General features: G+C 34.2%; 28 protein-coding genes and 2 pseudogenes. 7 read left to right on the top strand and 23 right to left on the bottom strand.

The genetic code is table 11. The annotated features are described in order from the left end of the window. Positions 1-7 precede the first annotated feature (7 nt). The 8 genes from CN288_RS15700 to CN288_RS15665 all read right to left on the bottom strand — a co-directional run bounded on the left by CN288_RS15700 (position 8) and on the right by CN288_RS15665 (position 4,336). Complete coding sequence (locus CN288_RS15700) at positions 8-328, bottom strand: hypothetical protein (RefSeq protein WP_026592197.1); 321 nt, start codon at positions 326-328, stop codon at positions 8-10. 51 nt (positions 329-379) lie between these two features. Next, positions 380-1,156 carry a hypothetical protein gene (locus tag CN288_RS15695; RefSeq protein WP_026592198.1) on the bottom strand — a complete coding sequence of 259 codons (777 nt, stop codon included), beginning with the start codon at positions 1,154-1,156 and terminating at the stop codon, positions 380-382. Between the two features lie 160 nt (positions 1,157-1,316). After that, positions 1,317-1,742: a GerW family sporulation protein gene (gene ytfJ / locus CN288_RS15690; RefSeq protein ID WP_000349994.1), complete on the bottom strand. Its 426-nt coding sequence runs from the start codon at positions 1,740-1,742 to the stop codon at positions 1,317-1,319. Between the two features lie 307 nt (positions 1,743-2,049). Further along, a complete protein-coding gene (locus CN288_RS15685) occupies positions 2,050-2,199 on the bottom strand; it encodes a transposase (protein WP_098302587.1) in 150 nt (49 codons plus the stop codon). Between the two features lie 146 nt (positions 2,200-2,345). Next, positions 2,346-2,708 (bottom strand): cupin, encoded by a 363-nt coding sequence (locus tag CN288_RS15680; protein WP_026592200.1) that lies wholly within the window; start codon positions 2,706-2,708, stop codon positions 2,346-2,348. A gap of 24 nt (positions 2,709-2,732) precedes the next feature. Beyond that, positions 2,733-3,218, bottom strand: coding sequence for a GNAT family N-acetyltransferase (locus tag CN288_RS15675; RefSeq protein WP_026592201.1), 486 nt, complete (start codon positions 3,216-3,218; stop codon positions 2,733-2,735). Continuing rightward, positions 3,215-3,763, bottom strand: a complete 549-nt coding sequence (locus CN288_RS15670; protein ID WP_090688730.1) for a 2'-5' RNA ligase family protein — start codon at positions 3,761-3,763, stop codon at positions 3,215-3,217. Before CN288_RS15670 ends, CN288_RS15675 begins: the two co-directional genes overlap by 4 nt. A gap of 6 nt (positions 3,764-3,769) precedes the next feature. Next, complete coding sequence (locus tag CN288_RS15665) at positions 3,770-4,336, bottom strand: GNAT family N-acetyltransferase (protein ID WP_098302586.1); 567 nt, start codon at positions 4,334-4,336, stop codon at positions 3,770-3,772. Between the two features lie 134 nt (positions 4,337-4,470). Between CN288_RS15665 and CN288_RS15660 the strand changes: the two genes are divergently transcribed. Both CN288_RS15660 and CN288_RS15655 read left to right on the top strand, forming a co-directional pair. Next, entirely contained in the window at positions 4,471-5,373 is a 903-nt protein-coding gene (locus CN288_RS15660) for an ABC transporter permease subunit (protein ID WP_026592204.1), read from the top strand. Then, the gene (locus CN288_RS15655; protein ID WP_026592205.1) at positions 5,370-6,410 is read left to right on the top strand and encodes an ABC transporter permease; all 1,041 of its coding nucleotides are present in this window, start codon (positions 5,370-5,372) and stop codon (positions 6,408-6,410) included. Before CN288_RS15660 ends, CN288_RS15655 begins: the two co-directional genes overlap by 4 nt. Before the next feature lie 125 nt (positions 6,411-6,535). Here CN288_RS15655 and CN288_RS15650 read toward each other — a convergent pair whose 3' ends face one another. Further along, a complete protein-coding gene (locus CN288_RS15650) occupies positions 6,536-7,645 on the bottom strand; it encodes a metallophosphoesterase (RefSeq protein WP_098302585.1) in 1,110 nt (369 codons plus the stop codon). 193 nt (positions 7,646-7,838) lie between these two features. After that, positions 7,839-8,264, bottom strand: a complete 426-nt coding sequence (locus CN288_RS15645) for a GNAT family N-acetyltransferase (RefSeq protein ID WP_090688723.1) — start codon at positions 8,262-8,264, stop codon at positions 7,839-7,841. A gap of 131 nt (positions 8,265-8,395) precedes the next feature. On the opposite strand from CN288_RS15645, the gene pdxR reads away from it, so the two are divergent. Further along, positions 8,396-9,823 (top strand): MocR-like pyridoxine biosynthesis transcription factor PdxR, encoded by a 1,428-nt coding sequence (gene pdxR / locus CN288_RS15640; RefSeq protein WP_098302584.1) that lies wholly within the window; start codon positions 8,396-8,398, stop codon positions 9,821-9,823. 19 nt (positions 9,824-9,842) lie between these two features. On the opposite strand, the pseudogene CN288_RS15635 reads toward pdxR, so the two are convergent. The 4 genes and pseudogenes from CN288_RS15635 to CN288_RS15620 all read right to left on the bottom strand — a co-directional run. Then, positions 9,843-10,141, bottom strand: a pseudogene (locus CN288_RS15635) (DUF2179 domain-containing protein); the annotation flags it as partial. Between the two features lie 26 nt (positions 10,142-10,167). Continuing rightward, positions 10,168-11,343 carry an alanine racemase gene (gene alr / locus CN288_RS15630; RefSeq protein WP_026592210.1) on the bottom strand — a complete coding sequence of 392 codons (1,176 nt, stop codon included), beginning with the start codon at positions 11,341-11,343 and terminating at the stop codon, positions 10,168-10,170. 488 nt (positions 11,344-11,831) lie between these two features. Next, positions 11,832-12,800: an SPFH domain-containing protein gene (locus CN288_RS15625; RefSeq protein WP_090688717.1), complete on the bottom strand. Its 969-nt coding sequence runs from the start codon at positions 12,798-12,800 to the stop codon at positions 11,832-11,834. A 2-nt stretch (positions 12,801-12,802) separates the two neighbouring features. Next, a complete protein-coding gene (locus CN288_RS15620; protein WP_090688714.1) occupies positions 12,803-13,231 on the bottom strand; it encodes an NfeD family protein in 429 nt (142 codons plus the stop codon). A 277-nt stretch (positions 13,232-13,508) separates the two neighbouring features. Here CN288_RS15620 and CN288_RS15615 point away from each other — a divergent pair. Continuing rightward, positions 13,509-14,727: pseudogene (locus CN288_RS15615) on the top strand (MFS transporter). A 50-nt stretch (positions 14,728-14,777) separates the two neighbouring features. Here the strand turns inward: CN288_RS15615 and CN288_RS15610 are convergent. The 5 genes from CN288_RS15610 to CN288_RS15590 all read right to left on the bottom strand — a co-directional run bounded on the left by CN288_RS15610 (position 14,778) and on the right by CN288_RS15590 (position 19,551). After that, positions 14,778-16,253, bottom strand: coding sequence for an amidase family protein (locus CN288_RS15610; protein WP_098302583.1), 1,476 nt, complete (start codon positions 16,251-16,253; stop codon positions 14,778-14,780). Positions 16,254-16,464: 211 nt separating this feature from the next. Further along, on the bottom strand, positions 16,465-16,911 hold the full coding sequence (locus CN288_RS15605) for an NUDIX hydrolase (protein ID WP_098302582.1): 447 nt from the start codon (positions 16,909-16,911) through the stop codon (positions 16,465-16,467). Between the two features lie 24 nt (positions 16,912-16,935). Continuing rightward, positions 16,936-17,676: a M15 family metallopeptidase gene (locus CN288_RS15600; RefSeq protein ID WP_026592216.1), complete on the bottom strand. Its 741-nt coding sequence runs from the start codon at positions 17,674-17,676 to the stop codon at positions 16,936-16,938. Positions 17,677-17,687: 11 nt separating this feature from the next. Beyond that, complete coding sequence (locus CN288_RS15595; protein ID WP_090688704.1) at positions 17,688-18,185, bottom strand: GNAT family N-acetyltransferase; 498 nt, start codon at positions 18,183-18,185, stop codon at positions 17,688-17,690. 211 nt (positions 18,186-18,396) lie between these two features. Further along, the gene (locus tag CN288_RS15590; RefSeq protein ID WP_026592218.1) at positions 18,397-19,551 is read right to left on the bottom strand and encodes a stage II sporulation protein P; all 1,155 of its coding nucleotides are present in this window, start codon (positions 19,549-19,551) and stop codon (positions 18,397-18,399) included. A gap of 89 nt (positions 19,552-19,640) precedes the next feature. Between CN288_RS15590 and CN288_RS15585 the strand changes: the two genes are divergently transcribed. Both CN288_RS15585 and CN288_RS29635 read left to right on the top strand, forming a co-directional pair. After that, complete coding sequence (locus CN288_RS15585; protein WP_098302581.1) at positions 19,641-19,934, top strand: hypothetical protein; 294 nt, start codon at positions 19,641-19,643, stop codon at positions 19,932-19,934. A gap of 25 nt (positions 19,935-19,959) precedes the next feature. Beyond that, the gene (locus CN288_RS29635) at positions 19,960-20,256 is read left to right on the top strand and encodes a permease (protein ID WP_255259987.1); all 297 of its coding nucleotides are present in this window, start codon (positions 19,960-19,962) and stop codon (positions 20,254-20,256) included. Here the strand turns inward: CN288_RS29635 and CN288_RS15580 are convergent. The 4 genes from CN288_RS15580 to cbpA all read right to left on the bottom strand — a co-directional run bounded on the left by CN288_RS15580 (position 20,247) and on the right by cbpA (position 23,619). Further along, positions 20,247-20,762 (bottom strand): DUF1572 family protein, encoded by a 516-nt coding sequence (locus CN288_RS15580; protein ID WP_026592221.1) that lies wholly within the window; start codon positions 20,760-20,762, stop codon positions 20,247-20,249. The genes CN288_RS29635 and CN288_RS15580 overlap by 10 nt on opposite strands. A 16-nt stretch (positions 20,763-20,778) precedes the next feature. Then, positions 20,779-21,108 (bottom strand): chaperone CsaA, encoded by a 330-nt coding sequence (gene csaA, locus CN288_RS15575; RefSeq protein WP_026592222.1) that lies wholly within the window; start codon positions 21,106-21,108, stop codon positions 20,779-20,781. A gap of 67 nt (positions 21,109-21,175) precedes the next feature. After that, positions 21,176-22,513 (bottom strand): branched-chain amino acid transport system II carrier protein BrnQ4, encoded by a 1,338-nt coding sequence (gene brnQ4, locus CN288_RS15570; protein ID WP_026592223.1) that lies wholly within the window; start codon positions 22,511-22,513, stop codon positions 21,176-21,178. A 458-nt stretch (positions 22,514-22,971) separates the two neighbouring features. Continuing rightward, on the bottom strand, positions 22,972-23,619 hold the full coding sequence (gene cbpA, locus CN288_RS15565) for a cyclic di-AMP binding protein CbpA (RefSeq protein ID WP_026592224.1): 648 nt from the start codon (positions 23,617-23,619) through the stop codon (positions 22,972-22,974). A 292-nt stretch (positions 23,620-23,911) separates the two neighbouring features. Here cbpA and CN288_RS15560 point away from each other — a divergent pair, with 292 nt between their 5' ends. After that, a complete protein-coding gene (locus CN288_RS15560) occupies positions 23,912-24,799 on the top strand; it encodes a hypothetical protein (RefSeq protein ID WP_090688701.1) in 888 nt (295 codons plus the stop codon). Positions 24,800-24,885: the final 86 nt, after the last annotated feature.

The following is a 24,885-nucleotide window of genomic DNA, read 5'->3' as shown; positions in this document are numbered from 1 at the left end:
TCTATCATTAGAAAGTCTCTTCCGTAACAAAAAGAAATGTATTAAACATACCTATTCCGCTATACTCTTTCTTTTTACCAGCTTCTGTTTCAAAAGTTTGTTTCACTGTTATAAAAAATACACCGTTTCGTGTATCTGTGCTTACAAACTTCATTTTTTGTTCTTTCTTGCCTACATTTTGGGTGCATTCAAAGCTACCTTGATTACAAATCAATGCATACTTATCCTCTAAATAAGACCTGAAATCAGATTCTTTCGGACAAGTTAAAAGTAGTACTGCAACAAGAATAATGCTGACAATACCTACCGCTGTATAATATTTCTTCATTGTTTCTCCTTTCAAAAAACAAGAAAACTTGACCTAAATTGCCAAGTTCTCTTAGTCCACAACCCATTGCCACTCTTGTTCTTTCTTATCAAAAATAAGCCAGCCAGTTTCGGTTGCATCTTCTTTTAATTCCTCTATGTTATCTAGTACTTCATCCGTACTTTCATACGAACCAACTACATACACAGGAATCTCTAAGCCTCTTCTTGACTCAATTTTCCCCGCTAAATCAATGTACAGTCCGTCTTCCATTAAGGGAACAAGCCCAAGAATAACTTCTTTTGAAATTGCTGGGAATATTTTCGATTTTTGAAAGAAAGAAAATCGTTTTTTTCCAAATGAACCGAGTTTGTACGGAATTACTTTGCTAAGCATTCCTACAAAATCAGCAATTCTACGGTAATACACTTTGTTGTACCAACCATCATCATGTGAAAAATAGACAAATCTATTTTTCAAAAGTGGGAAAAACGCTCTCCCAAGTGGTTCTTTTTTGTGAGCCAAATATAACAATTCTGCAATTTCCTTTGGCTCCAATTCATCTAAATCACTTGCATCATCAAAGTCCACCCAACAGAACTCATCAAATTCATCAATCTCTGCTTTCATTAATTTATGTATGTTCTCTTCTTCGACATATTCGAATAAAGTATGATAGTGAAAATCAGTCCACTCAAAATTATGTTTTAAAAGCAACACTTGATGAAGCGGTGAAGGGATATTACTTGCAAACTCTTCAAATGTAATTCCAGATGTAATAAAACAATGACCCCGACGATTACCATTAATATATATCATATTCTTTACTTGGTCAGATCCTCCAGACAAAGCACCTAGCCACCTTCGTTTTAAATGTTTCAATTCTATAGCATATTTTAACATGAAAAATTTTAGAAACATAGAAAAAACTTCAAAAACTATTTACAATTTCATTAGTTTTATTACATACTGATTACAAGAAAAAAAGCCTATTGAAAAATAGGCTTTTTTACGCGATTTCGTCCGGATTTTGCGGATGATGATTTTCAGTATGCTTTTCATTCTTTTGAAATATGGATTGAATCTTATCAATCGTTTGTGGCGCTAACTCAATCATTTTTTCAGCTAGATGTGTAGCATTTTGTAAGTGAAGAATATTCACGCCATCTTTATTCACTACAAGAAAAGCTACCGGGGTAATGGAAACACCACCCGCACTTCCACCGCCGAATGCTGGATTACCTTGTGCTCTTTGACCATCATTTGTTTGAAAATCCGATCCCCCTGCTCCAAATCCAAACGCTACTTTGGAAACAGTTAACACTACACCGCCGTCAGCCGTCTGAACAGGCTCTCCAACAATCGTATTAACATCGACCATTTCCTTTAAATTTTCCATTGCTGCTTTCATTAATCCTTGAATTGGATGATCCACCGTTCATAACCTCCTTTGTCATATCTTTCCTAGTTTTTCCTAAACTTTGTGAACTAAACATAAAATTTTATATTGATTTCAAAAACAATAGGTTTAAATATTCAGAAAAAATAGAACAAGGAAGAGATTATGATGATACGAAAATTAACAAAGCGTGATCATGAACAAGTGCTTACCTTTTTAGCATATCACGCAAGGAGGAAATTTCTAAATCCTTTTCACCTAATATCTTTTTCGGTTGATCATTTTCCGCCTCTAGTTGTTTGACCTCAGCCGGTGAAACCGCTTCATGACGCCCAGCTACTTGTCAATCATGATCTTGAAAAGCTTTTACCCATTTGTGTACTAAGTTTGGACTGAAATCATGCCTTCTAGCTACTAATGCTTTATTTCCAGTTTCTATTACTTCTTGTACCACTTCTTGTTTAAATTCAATAGAATGTTTTCTTCTTTGCATAATAAATACCCCCTTAATTGGCTACCTCGAGTATAAAACAACCACTCTTAGTAAGATTCCAAGTTCATTAGGGGGCTAAAGAGATACTTGCTATACTTCCTTTTCATTTGCCTTTTAAATCACCTTTTCACCCTCCTATTATTTTCTCATCCTATTTCTACAATTGGCATTCGGATATTATTTTCTAGATTCTCAGACTCAATTACAATCGCCATAAGTCCCGTTTCTGAACTCGTTTCATGGAATTCCCCTTTATTCCAGAAGACAGCTTGACCGGGTTGCACTTTCTTTTTCATTTTATCTGCGCCACAGACAAGTCCTTCCCCTTGCACAATAAGAAGCAGCTGGGGAACAACTGCTTCATGATATCCAATTATTCCTTTTGGTTGTAAATGCATACAACCAATATGTACCTCTCCCTCATGTTTTACTATATTTGACATAATAAAATTAGAATGAAACACTGCTATGTGATTCCCTACCTTTTCACTGAAATCGAATATCTTCATCTTATCTCCTCCTAAATCATCCCCCTACACATGTAACACCATTCTTACCGTTTGCATCATGTGTCCCTCAAAGTCTTCTTCAAATTGCTCTAAAGCTGCAAAGCCCTTTGCTTCATAAAACCGTTTCCCTTTTTCATTTGCTGCTTCTACATGAATATAAATCTTTCTAACCCCTTCTAAATAGGTAATACCTCTTTGTAATAAAGCTGTCCCAATTCCTTTTCCTTGATGCTCCGGCAATAAATAAATAGCCCCTAATTCTGCTTCATTTTGATATTTTATAGGTGAAAAGTTAGCAAATCCAACAACTTGATCATCCACTTCTACTACGAATAAGTGTGAATGTTCCAAACGTCGTTTCATCATTTCAAATGAATATGCTTGTCCTAAGAATTTATCTTGAATCTCCTGTGGAATAAGTCCTCTATATGTAGCATGCCAAGCCACTTTCGCCACTTCTTGTACAGCAATAATATCTCGTGCATTCATATCTCTAATTACATACGTCATATTAATGTCCCCATTTTTTTTAAGTTGCAGTGTGCTAGCACACTATAAGAAATTGGATTGTTATTTTCATAGTTCACTTTAATTAACTTTAAACCTTCTACAATTGCCTTTTGTGTACTAAAATTCTTATATACAAAATCCATTACACAAACGAATTGCTCTCGCTCTAAACGATTTGCAATCGTACAATGTGGCACCCACTTCTCTGGTACATAATACGACTGCGGGTAATCATGAAAGTCCATAAAATGATTATGAAACAATTGATGTAACTCTAGTAACCTTCTCGTTATCGTTGGTGCCAAAAAGATGGTTCCATTTGTAGGGAAAGTACCCACAGAAGAAAATTCAACTGGAAAGCACCCTATATCCTCTGTAAACTCTTCTAATTTCTCTCCATACGCTTTCAAATCCAAAGTATGATAATCAGCCAATGTAATATGAGGCTCTAGGTCTTTATTATGTACAATGTCCGTTAGCCCTTCTCTAATCACTTTCATATCCTTCAAAAACTCCTCATCAAATGTAGCAATAACGGCGTACATCTTTCTTCACTCCTTTGTTTCTCTTAACTCTTCCCACTCTTCTCGAATCATTCCCATTCGAATAGAATCATAATATATTCCATTATAGTAACGACATTTTCGCATTCTACCTTCTAATTTCATACCGATTTTTTCTGCGACTTTCATCATTCTTTCATTTCCAGACCAGGTTGTTAGTCCCACCCTACCAATCTCCATGTTTTCAAATAGCAAATCCCTATATAATCGCAAGGCTTCTGTTCCATAACCACCATTCCAATACGCTGGGTCATAAATCGTAATCCCTATTTCTAACCAGCGTGACGCCTTATATTCCCAATAGAAGCCAACTATCCCAATTATTTTTTTATCCGTTTCAATAATAAATTGCGACAGAGGCTCCTCTTTTAGCTTAGACTGTAAACTTTCCATATACACCGGATATTTCTGAATAGAAAACGGAAAGTATGGTGCATCCCACTTTTTCCACTCAGGGTTTTCTTCCTTATATATTTGTGAATATAAAGAATGTATATCTTTCTCTTCTATTTTTCTTACGATCACTTTTTTACCTTGTAAATATATATGTTCCATACTTTCCTCCCATACTATTAAATAGAATATTAGAATTTAACATACTACTAATATTATATTTATTTTTTTAGAAAAATCAAACAATAACGATAACTTTATTGTATAATATTGTAAAAAGATGTCGGAGGGATTTAATGTTACATAAAATATCTCAATTCACAATAAAACTTTCATCGATTGTTTTATCACTCTTACTATTGTTAAATTTACCTTATTTATTTGTTACTCAAGGCGGATTCACCTTTCAGCCGCTTCAATTTTTCAAACAGATTTTTACTATGTTACAAGAAGTTTTATCACCGGAATCCCTTATCGTTCTATCATCAGAAGCGAAGTTCGGCAATCTAAAAAAAACTCCGTTGTTTCCAACCGTATTAGAACCTTATATATATTCATTTACTGTTTTGTTCACAGCTTTTGTTCTTGCACTCTTTCTTTCATCTAGCATGGCATTTTTTTATTTTTTAGCAAAAGATTCTATCAAAAGGTGGATAAATCGACTTGTTTTTATATTAGAGGCTGTCCCTGACATGATGATGATGATTTGCTTACAAATGTTTTTCATTTGGTTTCTTAGGAAGTTCGGGGAATCTCCAGTCACAATTATTTCTTTTAATGAAAATCGAGCTTATTTACTTCCAATTTTATCTTTAGCGGTTTTACCTACATTACAAATGTTTCGGATGATGATTTTATATATAAAAGAAGAACATGGAAAACAATATGTAGAGGTTGCATATGGAAAAGGTCTTTCATCAAGTTATATACTATGTATCCACTTATTTAAAAATATATCTATTCACTTCTTCCACCATTTAAAAACAATTTTTGTTTTCTTACTTTCTAACTTGTTCATTTTAGAATTTATTTTTAATATGAAGGGCATTATTCAATTTTTATTTAGCAAGGCGTTTGTTTCACCTTCTGCTACATTTATCATACTTATCATGATTATTTTACCGTTTTATATTATCTTTCAAATAATCTCTTTAATGATGAATAGGTGGCAAAAACAAATAAAAGGAGAAACTCTATGAAATCTATTTGGAAATCAAAACGTTTTTTAGTCGGATTCATTTATCTTTTTGCATTAGTTACAGCTAGCTGTATTTATAGTTTGTTCTTTAAAGATAGTATACCAGAGGCACCTCTGTTGCTTTATAATGACAAGAATGAGTTACTTGGAAAGGCACCCTTTTCACCATCTTTAATGCCACCTTTTGGCTCTGACCGTTTTGGAGAATCGATCTTCTTACAAATTTTAGACGGAGCTAAATTTACAATTTTATTTGCTGTTGCAATTAGTTTATTACGTATTTTATTTGGGACATGTTTAGGTATCCTATTAAGCTTATACGCAGCAAAATGTAAAAGATTTTTCCAGGCATGTTCAGAGGTATTTTATTATATCCCAACTGTATTTATCGCATTTATGCTCATTACACCGGTTAATATTGAAATCACATCAAATGCAGATCGACTAAGTCCAAATATCCCATTTGCACTTTATCAAGCTATCATACTCATTTTTATTGCTCTCCCTACAATTTCTTTTTATATTTCATCAGAAGTTGATGAGTTTATGAAACAAGATTATATATTGAGCTCACAATTAATGGGGGCAAGCCGTTTTCATATTATTAAAAAACACTTGCGTGTCTTATTATTAGACCGAGCATTTGTTTTATTTATGGAGCATATTGTCCAAACACTCATACTTATGATCCATCTAGCATTACTTAACATTATAATCGGTGGGATACAACTGAAAGAAATGGACCAAGGTGAGTTCAAACCTGTTTCACTCTCGAATGATTGGGCAGGCCTTATTGGATTAAATCGTTATGAAATGAGTCTTTCATTATGGATTATCTTTTATACACTCATCACATTCTTTATTACTATACTTTTCATTAAACTTATGACTATTGGAATTCAAGATGCCCTAAAAACAAGGAGTTCGCAAGTAATAATAGTACAACCTGTTCAAGATCAAAAAATATATGTGAAAAATAAAGATTCTTTTTCATTTGCTTCTTTAGAGAAAAGAAAACGGTCTTCATTACATTTGTAAAAAATGATTGAACTTATACAAAAGAAAAACTATTTGTTAATCTATACTTTTTATATTAATGCAAATTCGCTCCCAAAGCCTACAACATAGAAAATAGGGGGATAAGTTCCCCCTATTTTCTCTCATTAGCTAACTGTCTTAATCTTTTTCTCACTTAACCTAAGTAAAATCCCTTTCTCTATCCAGCCTTCCACACCATCTTTTTTTATTAAATCATATCCCGTACAGCTATCATCAATAAGTGAAACAATATCACCTTTCCTTACACTTATTTGCGCACAAGAAATATCGGTTTTAACAGTATAATTACCTGCTTCATCTTGCTTTATATATTCATTTTTAACATATAATCGTTTATTTGTTTCTATTTGTTTGCATACTGTAAAATCATCATTTCCTTCAACTGGTACGATATGATAATACGGATACATGACTCCACCTTGCATCATTGGTTCCGCATTAAAATCCGCTAAAATTTCATATTGTGAAAAATGATCTACATCTGTAGATGAAAACACATCTCTAGAAATTGATCTATGAATGATAAATGCATTTAATTGTCCCGCTTCTTTAATAGTATTCCCGCCATCAATCGCAATTATTTTTTTATTTTCATCGATAACTGGATTATTAGATGGTGCCTCTTCAGAATAATTAACAACAGGCCAATGTCCAACTATTGCATACTTATTTGCGCGATGTGACTTAGTAAAAAACTCCGGCATTGCAAACGCATTTTTCCGTTCGGTCTTCTTCCAATCTTCTATATCCTCAAGTCCTGCATGCACAAAAATATAGTCCTCTGTTTCAATAGCAGTTGGTAATTCCGTGAGCCAATTAATCTCTTTTGAAAAACAGCTCATTAATATATCTTTTACCTCACCAATATCCGTCTCTTCATTAATATGAAAATCTAATTGGGAAAGCCATTCATTAAAGATAGAATACTTTCTCGTACATAAATAGTTTATTAACCCGGGATTTTTATTTAAAAGAGCCTCAACTAAAGCTTCACAATTCCCCTCAACAACATGTACCTTTTGATTCTGTGCTGAAAGTTCCATGACATAGTTTACAACACCATTACTATTTCTTCCTTTTTCACAAAGATCACCATTAATTATTAAATAATCTTCTGCACTAAAATTAACTTTGCTTAATAGTTTTTTAAAAAGCTCTAGCTCTCCATGAATATCAGAAATAACAATAACTCTTCCGTCGTTTGGAATTGATATTTTTTTATTTTATCCAATATAGACGCCCCTTTTTTCATTTACAGCTTTCTACATATTTAAATGTTTTTTCATCATTTCATAAAAACAATTCGACAAAATACCCTATTACACCTTTTTTTCACTTATTTCTGTTATAACAAAAAAATAGCAGATTCTATATCCTATCACATTTAGAATCTACTATTTTTCTTCACTATTGTAGCTCTTTACAAAAAGCATAACTTACCTTATCATATCCTTCTCTTTCATAAAATCTATGTGCATTAATTCTTGGAAACGCTGACGTCAAAACAACCGAACTACATTCCTTTTCTGCTCCCCACTCCTCTATATATGATAATAATGCTTTACCATATCCTTTGGAGCGATGAGCCTCTGCCGTTACAAGATCATATACAAAAACATGTTTCTTATTATAAAAATTCGTACATATCGCTACCCCAGCAAGGCTCACCACCTCATTTTCTTCATTATACAAAGAAAATAATTGATAACGTTCCTCTTTCATCTGATGAAATAAAGATTGCACTTCCTCTTTTGTAAGTGCAGTTCGTAATTGTTGTAAAACGGGTAATACTCCTTCTAATTGCTCCTTTGTTTTTATTTCCTTAACATTCATCAGTAATCTCCCCCTAACTATTTATAAAATTTTCTAAATGTTATATCATTACTATAAATAGAAACTGCCCTTTCCTTAAGTGGCAGTTTAATTCTTTTTTATAAGGACAGTTTTAAGGGAGGGCGTATACAATGGATTTAATTATTCCTCTACAATTAGAAAGTCAAACACCTATCTATATACAAATTTACAACTACATAAAACAAGAAATCTTAAAGGGAACACTACCTGCTGGAACACGTCTCCCTTCTCATCGAAATTTAGCATTACAACTTGGTGTCAGCCGTATTACAGTCGAATCAGCTTATCAGCAGTTATCCGCGGAAGGTTATGTGGAAAGCAAACCAAAGCGTGGTATATTTGTAACGGAAGTAGATGTGGATGTTATACCGAATAAACACCAAGCTCCATCTACCCCTTACGAATCTCAAAAAACACAAACAGAACCGCTCTATTTTGATTGTAGCCAAGGAAATATCGATCAAACAGCCTTTCCACTCTCAAATTGGAAAAGAGCACTACATGAAAGCTTACTCCAATATGAAAATGACTTATTTACAAAAGAAGACCCACAAGGAGAACTTATACTTCGCACTCACATTGCAAAGTATTTGTATCATGCTCGCGGGGTTCATTGCACACCTAATCAAATTATTATTGGTGCCGGTACACAGCCCCTTCTTTGGTTACTCTTACAATTGCTTGGAATGCAAAAATCATACGCCATAGAAAACCCTGGGTTTCATCGCATAAAAACCATTATCCAAAGCTGCGGACTTCCTATTCATCCTGTTCCATTAGATGAAAAAGGAATGAACATTTCATCTCTCAGTAATTGCGATGCAAATGTTGCTTATGTTACGCCTTCTCATCAATTTCCATATGGCATGATTATGCCATTATCAAGGCGACTTGAATTATTAAAATGGGCCAATGATCGATCTGGTTATATTATTGAAGACGATTATGATGGGGAATTTCGCTACGTTGGAAAACCGATTCCCTCCTTGCAAGGACTTGATACAAATGAACGTGTTATTTACATGGGGACTTTTTCAAAATCATTTTTACCTTCCTTAAGAATGGGCTATATCGTTCTTCCTAATCACCTTTTGGAAGTCTATACAAACTTAGGTGGCATTTTCAAACAAACTGTATCTAAAATACAACAGCTTGCTTTTGCTAACTTCATTCAAAAAGGAGATTGGGATCGACACTTAAATCGCGTTCGTACATTATATAAGAAAAAGCATCATACATTAGTCAAATCAATTTCGATCCAAATGGGTACTAATGTTGATATCCTTGGGGATCAATCTGGACTTCACATTGTACTACATGTTCATAACGGCATGAATGAACAAGAACTTATTCAATCAGCTGCTGAAAAACATGTAAAACTTTATCCTCTATCCATCTACGATTCAGTAAATAATTTACTAAAAGAAGCTTATGTATTACTAGGTTTTGGTGGGATACCGATTAATACAATCGAAACCGTTGTAATATTACTAAAAGAAGCTTGGTTTGCTAAAAAAAACGGTCCCTTGCAAAAATAATTGCAAGGAGCTGTTTTTCTCACATCTGATCATTTGATGCTCGCACTGAACACGATAACATTCCTGGACGTTTCACACCAGTTGTTTCTTTTGAATAAGAAGCTTCAATGATGCACTTGAATCTACAGAGAGGACGAGATCTTCCATCTTTGGATAAATAAAACGTTTTGTAATACAGTAGATGCTTCTCTGGTGTTCTCCTAAAAAAACACCTTCTCCATGTAGATACGTAACAAAAAGTTCTAACTCCTTCGTAACAATATAGAGAATTGCGGGTAAAAACATCGCTTGCTCAATTGAAAATAAAAAAGGACTGAACCTTAGCGATTCAGCCCTTTTCTCAATTATTTTTTTCTTAATATATTCACAACAGCAGTCATTTCATCATTTTCTTTATATACGCGCGGGATTCTTCGGTCTAGCATACAAGTCACTTCATAGTTAATTGTCCCAAGCATATCTGCGATTTCTTCTACTGGAATTTCTTCCTCACCTTGTTTACCATAGAAAACTACTTCATCCCCTACTTGTACAGGCATTGCTTTTGTAACATCTAACATTAACTGGTCCATACAAACTCGCCCAAGAACTGGTACACGAATTCCGTTAATTAACGCATGCCCTTTATTTGATAGCTGACGATTATATCCATCTGCATAACCAATCGGAACAGTCGCAATCCATTCTTCACCAGTTGCTACATACGTATTCCCATAACTTACACCACGATTTTTTTGTGCGTGCTTAATATGTGCTACTTTCGATTTTAATGACAATACCGGCTGCAATGAAACAACGGTATGATCTACTTCTTGTGAAGGATACATGCCGTAAATCCCAATCCCAACACGAACCAAGTTTTGAAATGTGTTGCTTAGCTCCATTGATCCAGCACTGTTTGAACTGTGAATATACGGAAGGTGAATCCCTATTTCCTTCGCTGTATTGACAGCTTTCTCAAATAAATTCGTTTGCATATTTGTATATGTTTTATCAATTTCATCAGCTGTAGAGTAATGTGTAAACATACCTTCTACTTCTACATGCTTCATTTTTTTTAGTTCTTCCAAAAATGGCGAAACTTCTTCTTCTTGCAAACCAATACGGCTCATTCCTGTATCAATTTTCACTTGAACACGTGCTTTCTTTTCTAACTGCTGCGCTACTTTATCAATACCTTTTAAGTCTTCTATTCTATATACTGTCATCATGATATCATATTCAATAGCATCTATTGCCGCTTCTACTGGTGTATAACCCAAAATTAATATCGGCTCAGAAATTCCCGCCTCGCGCAGTTCAATTCCTTCATCTACAAATGCAACAGCAAGTTGATTCACTCCTGCCTCAATTGCTGCTTTTGCGACTTCAACCGCCCCGTGTCCATATGCATTCGCTTTTACAGCTGCCATCATTGCAATATTTTTATCGTTTACACGTTTTTTAAATTCTCTCACATTATGTTTTACAGCATCTAAGTTCACTTCAACAATTGTATCTCTTCCATATCTCAAACTCATCGGTCTAAACTCCTAACTCAATAATTGCTTTCCATTCTATTTCTCGTTTAATATGACCTTTTACAATATAATACTTTTCAATTTTCTAGTCAAACTACTAGAATTTTCGGAATTTTGAGTATTGTATAATGCTCCTAAGACACTATTATATACGGATATGGGGAGAATTACAATATTTGTTCAAGCAGCGTTGCATCATCTATTCACCTTCTCTGTATCCCAATAATATTTACTAAATGCTTCCGTTAAGACATTGATTGTATTATATAACTCTTCCAAAGTATTAATTACAAATGTATATGAGAAAATAAAAAATAACACTTTCTTTCCGTGTATATGAGCAGCATATTTTTTAATGTATCACCATCTTTATATACGAATATACACAAGCCTTATGTAATATAACTCTTACTTCGTTTAGCGTAGGAAGTCTTCTCAGTTAGAATGATAAAAAAAGAGAAATGGTAGCCCATTTCTCCTTTTCGTTTCTATTGTTCTTTCGGTGTATCAGAAGAAGGCAATTTCTTCTCTTGTTTTTCTTTGAAAATTTCACCAATTGCACCGAGTGTACCAAGTGTTTCAATCGCATTAGACGGAATGAAGACTTTGTTAGCTGGTCCTTTTGCAACCTCAGCCAATGACTCAAATGATTTATAAGCAAGAACGCGTTCATCTAAGTCCGCTGCACGTAGTAGTTCAATTCTGTTTTGCTCCGCTTTTGCAATCGTTTCAATCGCTCTCGCTTCCCCTTGCGCTTCTAATTCTTTTGCTTCCCTTATACCTTCTGCTTCACGAATACGCGCTTCTTTATCCCCTTCAGCCATCAAGATTTTACTTTGTTTTTCCCCTTCTGCACGAAGGACTTTATCCTGTTTCGCCGCTTCTGCTTCTAGAATAATAGCACGCTTATTACGCTCTGCTTTCATTTGTTTTTCCATTGCCGCTTGCACATCTTTTGGCGGATTAATGTCTACTACTTCTACACGTTCAATCCGAACGCCCCATTTTTCAGTTGCTTCATCAAGCGCTAGACGAATTTCTGTCGAAATTTTTTCACGTCCTGATAATGTTTCATCCAGTTCCATTTTACCAATAATTTGACGCATTGTTGCGGATGTAATATTACGAACACCATATTCATAGTTAGAAATACCATATGTCGCCAGTTCAGGCTCAACAATTTGATAGAAAATAATCGTATCAATTTCTACTTGTACATTATCTTTCGTAATAACTTTTTGTGGTGGTACATTTGTTTGTTGAATACGTAAATCATGATATACACGTATACGATCTACAATTGGGATTATTAGATTTAACCCCGGCTGCATGATGCGTTGGAATTTACCAAACCTTTCAACCACACCTACCTTTTGTTGGGGCATGATTTTAATTGTTAACGCGATGAATACAATGACAATTAATGCAAAAATAATCGTTAATGTTAATGCTACCATTTTTATTCACTCTCCCTTTTCACATGTAAAACAGTGCTGCTCCTCTTTATAACAATGACTCTTTCCCCAGTAGAAATGGGAACATCTGAAATCGCAGTCCAAGTATCGCCATCCACCTTCACAATCCCATTTTCTTCACTTGTAATCGCTTGCAGGATAATTCCTTTTTTACCAGCCAGTTTATCGACAGTATCCGTAAATCCTTTTGCCTCTCGAAAATTTTTAGAGATTCGTTTCGTAAAGAAAGTCAATGTTAAACTCACTATTGCTCCTACAACAACTTGTAGAAATAATGCATCTGGAGCAAATAATGCAATAAGACCTCCGACAACTGCTCCAATGCCAAGCCATAGCATGTAAAAGGTAATTGATAACATTTCTGCAATAAATAAAATACCGGCTATAATAAACCAAACTACCCACCCAGCCATATGCAACCCTCACTTTCTTTTTTATTTTCTATATGTATATGAAAAAAAGAATTGTTTATCACGTCCTCCTAATTAATAGGAGACGTTTCAACGGAAGCATTATACATATTCACTGTTACGATGAATATCACTAAAATAGTATATTAATATATTCTTTATTATACATGAAAATTCCTGTCTAAAAGTTACAAAAAATAAAATTCTTTCAAAAAACTTTTCCGCAGATTAATATGAATATAAAGAAAAAATAATTACTTATAAAAAGGTGGTATTCCTATTGCCTCAACGACCATTATCCTTTTATTGGATTTCTAAAATATGCATCACTCTTGTTGAAGTTGTGTACATAATGATTCTTACTACTCATATTTATATAACAACTAAATCAGCTACTATCACAGCTTTTTTTTCCATTATTACGAGTTATTACAAGTTTTATTGCGAGTACATCCGCACCACTTCTAATGAATCGTTTTCCATCTTATTCATTACTCATTACATTACAGGGGATTAAGACTTCCCTTTTGATTCTATTAACCGTACTATTTCCCTTACTATCTTCTAACATCGTTGCCCTTCTTGCTTTTATTATTCTCATTTCATTATGCGAAGGTTGGAGTTCCCCTTTATTATATGCTGTTATTCCACGCCTAACACCACAAGAAAAATTAGTAAAAGTAAATAGTGTCTTTTCCTTTTCAACACAAATTGTTCAAGCAACTGCTTATTCATTTACAAGTGTAGTGGTCTTATTAATTGGTGCTACTCCTACACTTATGATAAACAACGTATTAATGATTTTTGGATGTACTACATTATATGTTTCATTGCACACTATACAATCTGAACAAACAATAGAGAAATCATCTTCCAAATCAGCTACATTAATAGAAGGATGGAAACTTTTATTTCAGCACCCCTCCCTCCGTATCGTTACATATATGGACTTAATTGAAACTTTTGCTGGCACGATATGGATTGGCGGTATTACAATGGCTTACGTAACGACCGCTCTTCATAAAGGAGAAGAGTGGTGGGGGTATATTAACACAAGCTATTATATCGGAACATTAATTGGTGGACTATTAGCATGGCGAATAAGTACATATATTCAAAATAACTTAATACGCTCAATGGCTTTAGGATCTCTTCTATTCAGCGTGCTCACTTTCCTATATGGCATAACAAGCAACGGATTTCTTGCACTGTTTCTTTGTGTTCTAATGGGGCCTTCCTATCAAATTCGAGATATTTCCCAAACAACCGCTTTACAATCAAGCGTACCACCGCCTCTATTATCAAAAGTGTATACCGCTCATGGCACACTTACTTCGGCTGTTTCAGGAATTTCTATGCTAAGCGTTGGTATTATTACCGATATGTTCGGTGTCCGTACTATCTATATCATTGCTGCTTTTCTAATTTTATGTTCTGCTTGTTTATCTTTTATTTTACTAAAACATACGAAGCGGCAAGAAAAGGACCTTTCTCTTTAAGTTCACAGAATGCAAAAAGGATAGGTCACCCTATCCTTTTTGCGCTGTATTTATGATAGATTTGGAATTCGTCTATATTTTGTAGCTTGTTCAAATGCATATGCAAGCCTAATTAACGTACCTTCGCTAAATGCAGTACTTGCTAAAGTGATTCCAAAAGGCCTGCCGCTGTTCCTATATCCGGCCGGTATCGCTATGGAAGGATAGCCAGCTTTAGCGCATATTGTTGATCCTATATATGAAGGAAAGAGAATTGCATCAAGACCATATTTCTTCAAGGCAAAATCAATTCCTTGCTCCTGGGAAAAATATAAATCTTCTAACTTTGCATTTAAGTATTCAGGATTTCTTAGGGTATTAGGAAAATCTTTTCCCATTTCTAACCTTTTTTGTCCATATTTTAATGCTTTTTCTTCTATGCCTTTATTAAATGCAATTAATTCAGAGATAGAATGAACTGGAATATTTGAAGGTAACTTAGAAAGATAATTATCTAGACTATGTTTTAATTCATACGACGAGACTCCCCAACTCCACTCCCTATGAAAAGATGGGATTTCGATATCTTCTAATACTGTCGCTCCTTCATTACGCAGTACTTGTACAGCATTCTGAAATAGTTCCTCATCATACTCTCCAGATTCGTAATAGCCTTCAGATGCTTTGTTAAATACTCCAATTTTAGCGCTCCTTAAACCATTAGAATCTAAATAAACCGTATAATCTTGTTGAGCTCTCCCTTCGCTTTTATAGGTTGCAGGATCAAGTTGGTCTATTCCTGTTAAACTCCCTAATAAAATTGCCGCGTCAGTTACTGTTCTAGCAAAAGGTCCCGCTGTATCTTGCGAATATGTGAAAGGGATAATCCCTCTGCGACTAATCAAACCAACAGTCGGTTTAATACCAACTACAGAATTTTGAACTGCCGGACTTAAAATAGAGGCATCCGTTTCTGTTCCAACAGATAAAACAGTAAAGTTTGCAGTAACTGCTATAGCTGATCCTGTACTCGAACCACCAACAAAAAAATCATCATCACCTGAACGATATGGATTAATGACTTGTCCTCCTCTTGAACTATATACAGCCCACATTTCAAAAGACATCCCATTCGCTAATTCCGTCATATTCGTCTTACCTAATATAACAACACCTGCTTCACGAAGCTTTTTCACAAGAAATGCATCACTACTACTTATATAGTTTTCAAGAGCGATTGTCCCTGCACTTGTATGCATTGAATCATTTGTTTCAATATTATCTTTTAAGAGAACAGGAATACCGTGTAAAGGACCTCTGACACCCTTTATTTTTCTTTCATGATCTAATCCTTCTGCGATAAAAATCGCATCTGGATTTATTTCTAAAATAGAATTTATATTCGGACCGTCCTGGTCATACTTCGCTATCCTATGAAGATAATACATAACTAACTCTTTCGAAGTAAATTCCCCATTCTCCATCGCTGTTTGTATATCTTGAATTGTTAATTCTTTTCTTAGTAGTTTATTGAATTGAATCTCCACCTAAAATCTCTCCTTATTCGTTCTTTCCTCATTTCAAATCTTATTACTTATCAATTTTAATCATTGTGATTTCTCCCCATTTCAACAAATAAATCTTCTACCAAGAATTTCAACTTCCACTTTCAAAAACCTTCCATTTCAAAGAGAATAAAAAAACGTTTTAGACGAACAAAAGCTGTCTAAAACGTTTTTTAGTATATGAACAAACTTTCTACTTCACATACATCTCTTCTAATAAATGAATAAATTCGCCTTGATTTCCTGCTAATACAGGACACTTTGCAATATCGATCCATTCGTAACAAAATACTAAACCTCGATCTTCATCCCCGGCACTTACTGTATGTTCCCACGTATCCTTTACATCTGTTAACAACGAAATATGGAAAAAATGGCATTTTTGATATTCCTGTTTTTCTTTTACATGGATGATATAATCATCAATGTAACGTTCTATACATAAATGACGTAAACCCGACTCTTCTAACACTTCACGTATTGCTGCTTCTTCTAATTTTTCTCCTTCTTCAACCGTGCTGCCTGGGACCTGTACACCTGCATCTGGTATATCACGATGAGTAAAAACCAGTAACTGTATAACTCCTGCTTTCTCCCTTGTAATGTATGCATATACTTTTTTCTTATATAACATTGTCACCTGGACCCTCTCCCCTTAAATTGATTACTGCATTGCTTCCTCTAAGGTGAATTGATTTTCATATAAATATGTCGCTTGCGGATTCCCTACATAACGTACGTGCCACGGCTCGTATCGATAACCTGTAATAGCCTCTTTCTCTTCTGTGTACCGAATGACAAAACCAAATTTATGTGCATTTTGAGCAAGCCATCTTCCTTCCTTGGTATCTCCAAAAACAGACTCTAATTGGAATTTAGCTGATTGTGACGTAATATCCATTGCAAGTCCCGTTTGATGTTCACTCGTTCCTGGTACTGCACTCGACATCGCTGTTTTCGCTTCCCCATCTTGAATCTTATACATTGTATTTAACGCTTTTTGCCGATCAAAAGATCTGAAACCTGAGACTGCAAAGAGAAAAATTCTCTCTTGATCACCTTGCTCAAACATTTTTTCAAGTGCTTGCGCCGCTTCTTTCCTCATCTTTTTTTTCTCTTGATCACCTTCACTGGAATAACGTACTTTGGGAATAACTAAATCTTGCGGCTTATAACGATCTGGTAGCCGTCTACTTTTATTTACAAGTACGAGTACAGAATCTGGATTATTCACAACCGCGAGATCCCCTTCCATTTTAGCAATCGTGTCTTGCGCTTTTGGAAATACAGCGCTACCATTCACTTCTTGTGCCCGTTTATCTTTATACATTTTATAATTAATGCCTGCCACTCCAATAATAATCGCAACTACTACGAGAACCAGTAGTCTCCATCTTTTTTTCATAAAACGACCTCTTATTTTAATAATTTGGCCATATAATACTCATCAATATTTCTCCCATCAACGATAAGAGAAGATTTTTTTATACCTTCTTGTTCAAATCCTGCTTTTTTATATAGTGTTTGTGCTCGTGTATTATGGGCCATTACTGTTAACTCTAAACGCCATACATCATGTAATCTTGCCCATCTTTCTACCTCTTTAAACAAAGCCGCCCCAATTCCTTTTCCGCTATATTCTTGTAAAATTCCAATTACAATTGCTACTGCATGCTTGTTTCTTTGTGCATTACCACCATTAGCTAAAATAAATCCGACTAATTGTTCCTTTTCTACTGCTACAAATATTGTAGAATTATAAGTTTCTATAAAGCGTTTGATCATATTTTTTTGTTGCTCCACTGTTGTATTCCGCTCACCTGGTTCCAATAACATATAGGAAGTTTCTTCATCCAATTGTTTTCCTAATTGCAAAAATGCTGCTGCGTCCTCTATTTGAATTTCTCGTATCATCTCTATCACCCTGTCAACTTTATAATGTGAAAAACTTTATCCGTAAAGAGGATTTCGCCATTTTTTTATGAAATACCTCTCTATTTTTCATAGGATAAATAGACAAATTTCGATATTAGTATAATGAAGATGAAACTTTATTTAGAAAAGCATTAGTTCTTATCTTTTTCTTCTTATTGAATACAAAAAAACGTAAGCAGTTCGCTTACGTTCACCCATTCACCTTTTCTGCTTGCCAAAAATATTCACTAAATGCTTTTGTCAATACATCAATGGAGCGATTTAGTTCTTCAGATGTATTATCTACACCTCCTACCTCAATTAAAATCGCTTGTCCTGACAAATCCTGATTATAAACACCATTCCCTGTTTGAAACCCCTTTTGTATAACTCCTCGACTTACCCCTGGATATTTTTTATTAATCGCTTCATGCAGGGCAGTTGCTAATTGTAAGTTTTTTGTGTAATTTTTATTTCCTTTTCCAATGACAAAGGCAAGCTTCGCATACGATTTATCTCCAATTGCTTTTGTCGTGACATTTTTGCGGGCACTATCTCGGTGTAAGTCAAAAAAATATTGTAGCTCTTTATTTCCTCCCATTGCCTCCTGTACAATTTCTCGAGACATTTTATAAGAACTATTACTATTTAACCCCTTACTTATCAACTTTTTCCCAACATCTGTTTTGTCATTAACTGCTCCTATTCCTTCATTTGCTAATTGGTCACGGAACCGTTCTCCAAGTATAGAAATATTCGTCACAGAACTTGTTGCCTTATTCGGATCTGGATCATTTGTTAAATTTAATAAAGGTAAATATGATTCCCAACTGTGAGAATGATAAATAAATGCAATTTGTCTTTTCCCTGTTGTTTGCGCAGGCTCTTTTTTCTCTTTGTTCGGATCCGTTTTCGGAACTTGTCCTGTTTCTCCTGTACGCTCTTTCACCACTTCTTCAAGTGGAACGCTCGACTCAATAGGTAAGTTAGAATAATTTGTTCCTTCACCAGCAATGACAATTTCTGTATCATATCTTCCGAATCCAGGAAGTTCTTTCCCAACGAAACTGCGTACATCATCAAATCGAATATTTGTTGCTGTTGAAAAAAGAAAAGATGAAATCGAAAAATCTTGATTTAAATTCCGATATTCTTGTGTAAAATAATGATTTTCCTTTCCAATCACATACATATAACCATTCATTGATAACTCATTCAACCAATTATATAAATATGCTGACTTTGTTTCTTTCAATGAAGTCACCATCATACTAATAAGGAAAAAGGTTACTAACACCATAATGACGACAAATAAAATAAGCTTTCGTACACTTGTTAATTTCACATAAAAAAAGCCTCGATTCATAACATCACCCTCTCTGTTCCAACTTATGTACAAGCTATCGAGAATAGACCGCCTAAATTTGGGCAATATTGTCTTAGAGGTGAAATGAATTGAAGCTAATTATAGGTATCATGCCTATTGTTTTATCATGTGTTTTTTTATTATTTGCAGTACACCCTAAAATCCATGCTTTCTTAGATATTTGCGCGTACCTTTCATTATATATACTGGGTATACTAATTGCTTTTAACATATATGATGTTGTACTGCACGGCTTAGTATTTATGACAACGATTCACGCTATTTTATTGAACCCATTATTTCTCATTACCGGAGCTTATGTAGGAGTATATTCTTTATATCTCCTTATTTATAAACTAATAACAAATTTAAGAAAGTCATAATCTTATTTTTAAATGGAGTGTATGAATGAAAATAACTTTTATATGTCATAAATGTCAGAAAAAAATTGTCAGAAAGCAAGATCTTATTACTACAATGCTTTACGTACGCATGTACTTATTTCACAATGCTTGTTTTAATCAACAATTTTTCTTTTCTAACTTTATTCCTATTAATACGCTATTTGGAATATATTTCATTTGGTATACTCTCGCTATAGGCACTATTTTAACAATAACAGAACCATCAGTCATTTGGATTATTTTTTTAGTGCCCGTTCTATATCGTTTTATTTCTTATTATTATATTGAACGTCACTTTTGAAGATAACGATTAGACTGCCCTTTGGGAATACTTAAACATTCCCACTCTTTTCCCTTCAGCAATTTTCCAACATAAATAATTTGTCCGATATGTGATGCATAATGAGTGATTTGCCTTTCAATTGCTTGCATAACACTTTGTGCTTCTCCCCTTATATGAACGCTTTTTAAAAGATCTTGCGGAGTTAATGATTGCAGCGCTTGAAAAACATAACCCCAACCATCCCTCCACGCTACTAACATCTCTTCTTTTGAAGCATAACCGCCTTCAAATTCACCATCACGGTTCCGATCTAATTTTTCACCATCTGTCGTTAAAAAATCTGTCCATCTCGATCGCATATTCCCCTGCAAATGTTTGACTATAATAGCAATACTGTTTGCTTCTTCATGAGGTATCCAACTGATTTGTTCGTATGATAACTGTGAAAATGTCCGTTCCCCTTGTTTTTGAATCGCCTTAAAGTTTGAAACAGCACATTCTAAATAAGCTTTTCCAACTTCCATCCCTGTCCCCTCCTATTTAACTAATAGATGTTCCATTTGGGACTTCTATATCAGGCTGCAATAAGATTACATCCCCTTGTTCTGGAACTCCACCTAGCACAAGTACTTCTGATTTATAGCCTGCAACACGCTTGGGCGGGAAGTTCACGACAGCTACAACCTGTTTCCCAATTAGCTCTTCTGGTATATACCTCTTTGTTATTTGAGCGCTGGATTGTTTCATACCAAGTTCACCAAAGTCGATTTCAAGCTTAATTGCAGGTACGCGCGCTTCTTTAAACTCTTCTGCCTTTTGTATCGTGCCAATACGTAAATCTAACTGTAAAAAGTCTTCAAAATTAGCCATTGTATTCTCCCTCCAAAATTACCATTTAGACAAAACATACAAATTCCCTCTAAAAAAAGAAAGATACCTAAGCACCTTTCTTTTGCAACTCACCTGATTCTTTTGGTCTATATAGAAAATAACCGATAACTCCGCCAACACATGATGGCAGTAACCAACCAATTCCTTCCTTATATAAAGGAAGCATTTGCAGGACATTTGTTATTACATCAAACTTAATATTTGCACTTTCTAAACCGTTAAATAAACTAATAACTAGTGCACCTAAAATCGCACCGATATATATTGTATTTCGCTGTCCGATCCATTTATGGAAATAAGACAATACAATTAATACGATTGCAACAGGATAAATAATCATCAATACTGGTAATGTTACAGCAATAAGCTGTGTTAACCCTAGGTTGGATACAACTAAACTAAACACACATACCAATGTTACAACCATTTTATGTGATACTTTTGGGAATAAGTTTGTAAAAAATCCCGCACATGCTGATGCGAGCCCAACTGACGTTGTTAAACAAGCAAGTGTAATAACAAGGCCTAATAATATTTTGCCACTCGTGCCATATAGCTCGTTTACAACTTTCGTTAAAATAAGACCTCCATTATCAGAAACGCCAAGTGATGTACTTGTTGAGCCGAGATACGCGAGTGATAAATAAATTAACGTTAAACCTAGTACAGCAATAATTCCTGATACAATTGTCGTTTTTGCAATTTGTCTGCTCTCTTTTATTCCTTTTGAACGAATAACTTGTACCACAACGATTCCAAATACAAGTGCACTAATAGCATCCATTGTTAAATATCCTTGAATAAATCCACCGAAAAACGCATTATCTTTATATGCATCTAACGGTGCAGCAGGTGCCCCAATTGGATCGATAATCGCTTTCCCAACAATTATAGCAACAATTAATACTAATAACGGAGTAAGAAACTTTCCAAACCAGTCAATTAATTTTGATGGGTTTAGTGATAAATACCAAGTTACCCCAAAGAAAACTACCGTGTAAAGAAACAGCATATACCACTCTGACACAAACGCTTCTGGTAGAAATGGCTTCATTCCCATTTCAAAAGAAACCGCTCCTGTTCGCGGGATTGCAAAGAATGGTCCAATCGCTAAATAACTAACCAGTGGGAAAATAAACGCAAATATAGGGTGTACTCTAGAGGATAACGCTTTCAAGTCCCCTTCTACAAAAGCGACAGCAGTTACAGCTAATAGGGGGAGTCCGACTCCTGTTACAAGGAATCCAATGGTGGCAATCCAAACATTTTCTCCAGCTTGTTGTCCTAATACTGGTGGGAAAATTAAATTTCCAGCTCCTAAAAATAATGCAAACAACATTAAACCAATCGCTATCGTGTCTCCTGGCCTTAATCGTCCCTTCATCTCTCTTTTGCATAGCATGTCTCTATTGTTTTTGTCTCTTTCACAATATGCTATGCATCCTCCTTTCTATTCCTGTTGATTATGTATGCCCCTAAAAAAGCAATGTCTTTCTCCATAATTTCTCCACTTCCCCTTCTTCTTTACTCTGATTTATATTTTTGATTTTTTCGAATATTTAAATCATCAGAGTATTACACCGTGAAGTGAAACTTGTCAGACCTCTTTACTTTTATCACAAATATAGTAACACATTTAGTTGAAAAATAAAAACATATTTTTTATATAGAATTTTCCGAAAGTTAAATAGTATGCACACCTTTTTCATCTATTATTCTTTTAGAAAAATATTTTAAAAATAAATACGTACGCATTCATTTTTTTATTTTAAAATAACATTAACATTTCTTTTCTTATGTATAACGAAAAGCCATCCAAATTATACAGATGGCTTTTCATTTCTATTCTATTGTCTCCACTTCACGTGGATTATTCATTTCTTCTACATATACAACACGAAATCCGTGATCCTCTAAATCCTTTAATAAAGTCTCTAACTCTTCTACTTTAAACTCTTCACCCAATGTAAACATAATTCTGCGTATTAACAATGCATCATTATCAAATGTCATTAGACTTTGGATACCACTATACTTTTTCAAAACCGTAGATAGTTTTTGAATCGCTCCATTATAATCTTGGGTTCCCACCATAACAGAATACTTACTAGAATGAACACCCCATGCATCCTCTAATAGCTCAAATACCTTTTTATGAGTTAAGATTCCAAGAAATGTTCCTTTCTCATCGACAACCGACAAATATGGTAGTTTCTTAATTGTAAAGAACACTTTAAAGAAAGAAGAGTCTTCTCTCACATAGCCCTCTTTATCATTTAATAATTCTGATAGATTATCCTCTAATGAACCTTTATATTCTAAAATATCTACTTTATATACATTTCCTAAAAATTTCTCTTTCTTTTCATCTAAAACAGGCACACAGCGATAACCCGTTTTATTTAAATGATCCAATGCTTCACCTATTGTTAATGATATGGAGCAATATAAAACTTCTCTTTTTGGTACATAATTCCCTTTAATCCTCATAAAAAGCCTCCTTATGTTAAAATACTTTCTGTGCCCTAACTATATTATATTTTTAGAAAAAAATAAATATTTTATTTTACTTTTCTGAAAACTATTCATACTACTGTCATTATTTGTTCATGAATGATTCATTTTTTGAGAAATTTAGTAGATTATTATTCTGTACAAAAGCAATATTCACAAATTATTACACTGAACCTATATGGAAAGAAAAAGATATTGTAACTTATTCAAAAAAACGCTAGAATAAGAATAATAATTTTCTGAATTTTCAAAGAGTAGGTGAGCAATTATGTCTTCATTATTTCGTTCTTATACGTATCGTTTTTTAGCTGGACTTCTAATCATTCTTATCATAAGCCCGATTCCTGCTATATTATTAGCGCATGAGCCTTCTTATTTAAAAGGCTTACTTGGGATTTTTTATAATTTCACTCATTTTCCGCACATTTCAATCCCCATGATTGATTGGATGCATGAATCTATTCTTTTCTCATCTCAACCTATTATAAACTCAACTAGAGTGTTACATGTTTCTGGACAATCTACACTTCTATTCCCTTATATATGGGAAGTATACTTTTTATCGATCGTTCGCTTTACATTCACACTCGTAATTGGTTTTTCCATTAGCCTAGCAATTGGACATTTATTCTTAAAAGTACCAAAACAATTAAAAAAGTATACTGTTATATTGCGCTGGATTCCATACTCATTCAGTACCGTTTTATTACAATGTTCTATTGTATTAATTTCTTTACACATCGCAAAGTACATAACAATTCCATTCCTTTCTTCCCTCATCATCATATGTAGTACATCAATGATTATCATTATACAGGCAATTAAAAAATGGATCCCGTTTTTAAATAAAACGGAAGAACATGTTATACGCGATTCATCTTTTCTCATTAATACATTATTTATAGCAATCGTTTCAAATCATAAATCTATTTTAAGTTCCATTATTTTATCATTCTGTTATATGGAATGTATTTTTCATACGAAAGGATTACTACAATTTATTATTCAATTTGGAGGAAGTTCACCAACTGTTGTTACAATTGGACTGTTACTCCTTTATATTCCGTATATCATTCTTTCCTTCCTTCAATCCGTATGGACAACAAACCAGTCTAAACATCAAACTTACGCTATTGCAAAAACAATGATTAAATAATTAAGATATAAGCCATCCCCCTCCTTAAAATGGAGGGTTATTCCTCTTTCATTCAGGGTAAAATACCAACAAATTCATGAATGATT

This window comes from Bacillus sp. AFS023182, assembly GCF_002560575.1.
GTDB classification, from domain to species: Bacteria; Bacillota; Bacilli; order Bacillales; family Bacillaceae_G; genus Bacillus_A; species Bacillus_A arachidis.
This window is presented reverse-complemented; position numbering and strand designations above follow the sequence as displayed.

Excerpts from the sequence above, each read along its gene's own strand:
- cbpA (WP_026592224.1), bottom strand. The coding sequence starts at position 23,619 with ATGAGGATTAAAGGGAATTATGTACCAAAAAGAGAAGTTTTATATTGC.
- csaA (WP_026592222.1), bottom strand. The coding sequence starts at position 21,108 with ATGGCTAATTTTGAAGACTTTTTACAGTTAGATTTACGTATTGGCACG.
- CN288_RS15680 (WP_026592200.1), bottom strand. The coding sequence starts at position 2,708 with ATGAAGATATTCGATTTCAGTGAAAAGGTAGGGAATCACATAGCAGTG.
- CN288_RS15580 (WP_026592221.1), bottom strand. The coding sequence starts at position 20,762 with ATGGAAGTTGGAAAAGCTTATTTAGAATGTGCTGTTTCAAACTTTAAG.
- CN288_RS15665 (WP_098302586.1), bottom strand. The coding sequence starts at position 4,336 with ATGGAACATATATATTTACAAGGTAAAAAAGTGATCGTAAGAAAAATA.
- pdxR (WP_098302584.1), top strand. The coding sequence starts at position 8,396 with ATGGATTTAATTATTCCTCTACAATTAGAAAGTCAAACACCTATCTAT.
- CN288_RS15560 (WP_090688701.1), top strand. The coding sequence starts at position 23,912 with ATGTCTTCATTATTTCGTTCTTATACGTATCGTTTTTTAGCTGGACTT.
- CN288_RS15655 (WP_026592205.1), top strand. The coding sequence starts at position 5,370 with ATGAAATCTATTTGGAAATCAAAACGTTTTTTAGTCGGATTCATTTAT.
- CN288_RS15600 (WP_026592216.1), bottom strand. The coding sequence starts at position 17,676 with ATGAAAAAAAGATGGAGACTACTGGTTCTCGTAGTAGTTGCGATTATT.
- CN288_RS15590 (WP_026592218.1), bottom strand. The coding sequence starts at position 19,551 with ATGAATCGAGGCTTTTTTTATGTGAAATTAACAAGTGTACGAAAGCTT.
- CN288_RS15670 (WP_090688730.1), bottom strand. The coding sequence starts at position 3,763 with ATGTACGCCGTTATTGCTACATTTGATGAGGAGTTTTTGAAGGATATG.
- CN288_RS15595 (WP_090688704.1), bottom strand. The coding sequence starts at position 18,185 with ATGATACGAGAAATTCAAATAGAGGACGCAGCAGCATTTTTGCAATTA.
- CN288_RS15685 (WP_098302587.1), bottom strand. The coding sequence starts at position 2,199 with ATGCAAAGAAGAAAACATTCTATTGAATTTAAACAAGAAGTGGTACAA.
- CN288_RS15625 (WP_090688717.1), bottom strand. The coding sequence starts at position 12,800 with ATGGTAGCATTAACATTAACGATTATTTTTGCATTAATTGTCATTGTA.
- brnQ4 (WP_026592223.1), bottom strand. The coding sequence starts at position 22,513 with ATGAAGGGACGATTAAGGCCAGGAGACACGATAGCGATTGGTTTAATG.
- CN288_RS15675 (WP_026592201.1), bottom strand. The coding sequence starts at position 3,218 with ATGACGTATGTAATTAGAGATATGAATGCACGAGATATTATTGCTGTA.
- CN288_RS15620 (WP_090688714.1), bottom strand. The coding sequence starts at position 13,231 with ATGGCTGGGTGGGTAGTTTGGTTTATTATAGCCGGTATTTTATTTATT.
- CN288_RS15700 (WP_026592197.1), bottom strand. The coding sequence starts at position 328 with ATGAAGAAATATTATACAGCGGTAGGTATTGTCAGCATTATTCTTGTT.
- alr (WP_026592210.1), bottom strand. The coding sequence starts at position 11,343 with ATGAGTTTGAGATATGGAAGAGATACAATTGTTGAAGTGAACTTAGAT.
- CN288_RS29635 (WP_255259987.1), top strand. The coding sequence starts at position 19,960 with ATGAAAATAACTTTTATATGTCATAAATGTCAGAAAAAAATTGTCAGA.
- CN288_RS15660 (WP_026592204.1), top strand. The coding sequence starts at position 4,471 with ATGTTACATAAAATATCTCAATTCACAATAAAACTTTCATCGATTGTT.
- CN288_RS15645 (WP_090688723.1), bottom strand. The coding sequence starts at position 8,264 with ATGAATGTTAAGGAAATAAAAACAAAGGAGCAATTAGAAGGAGTATTA.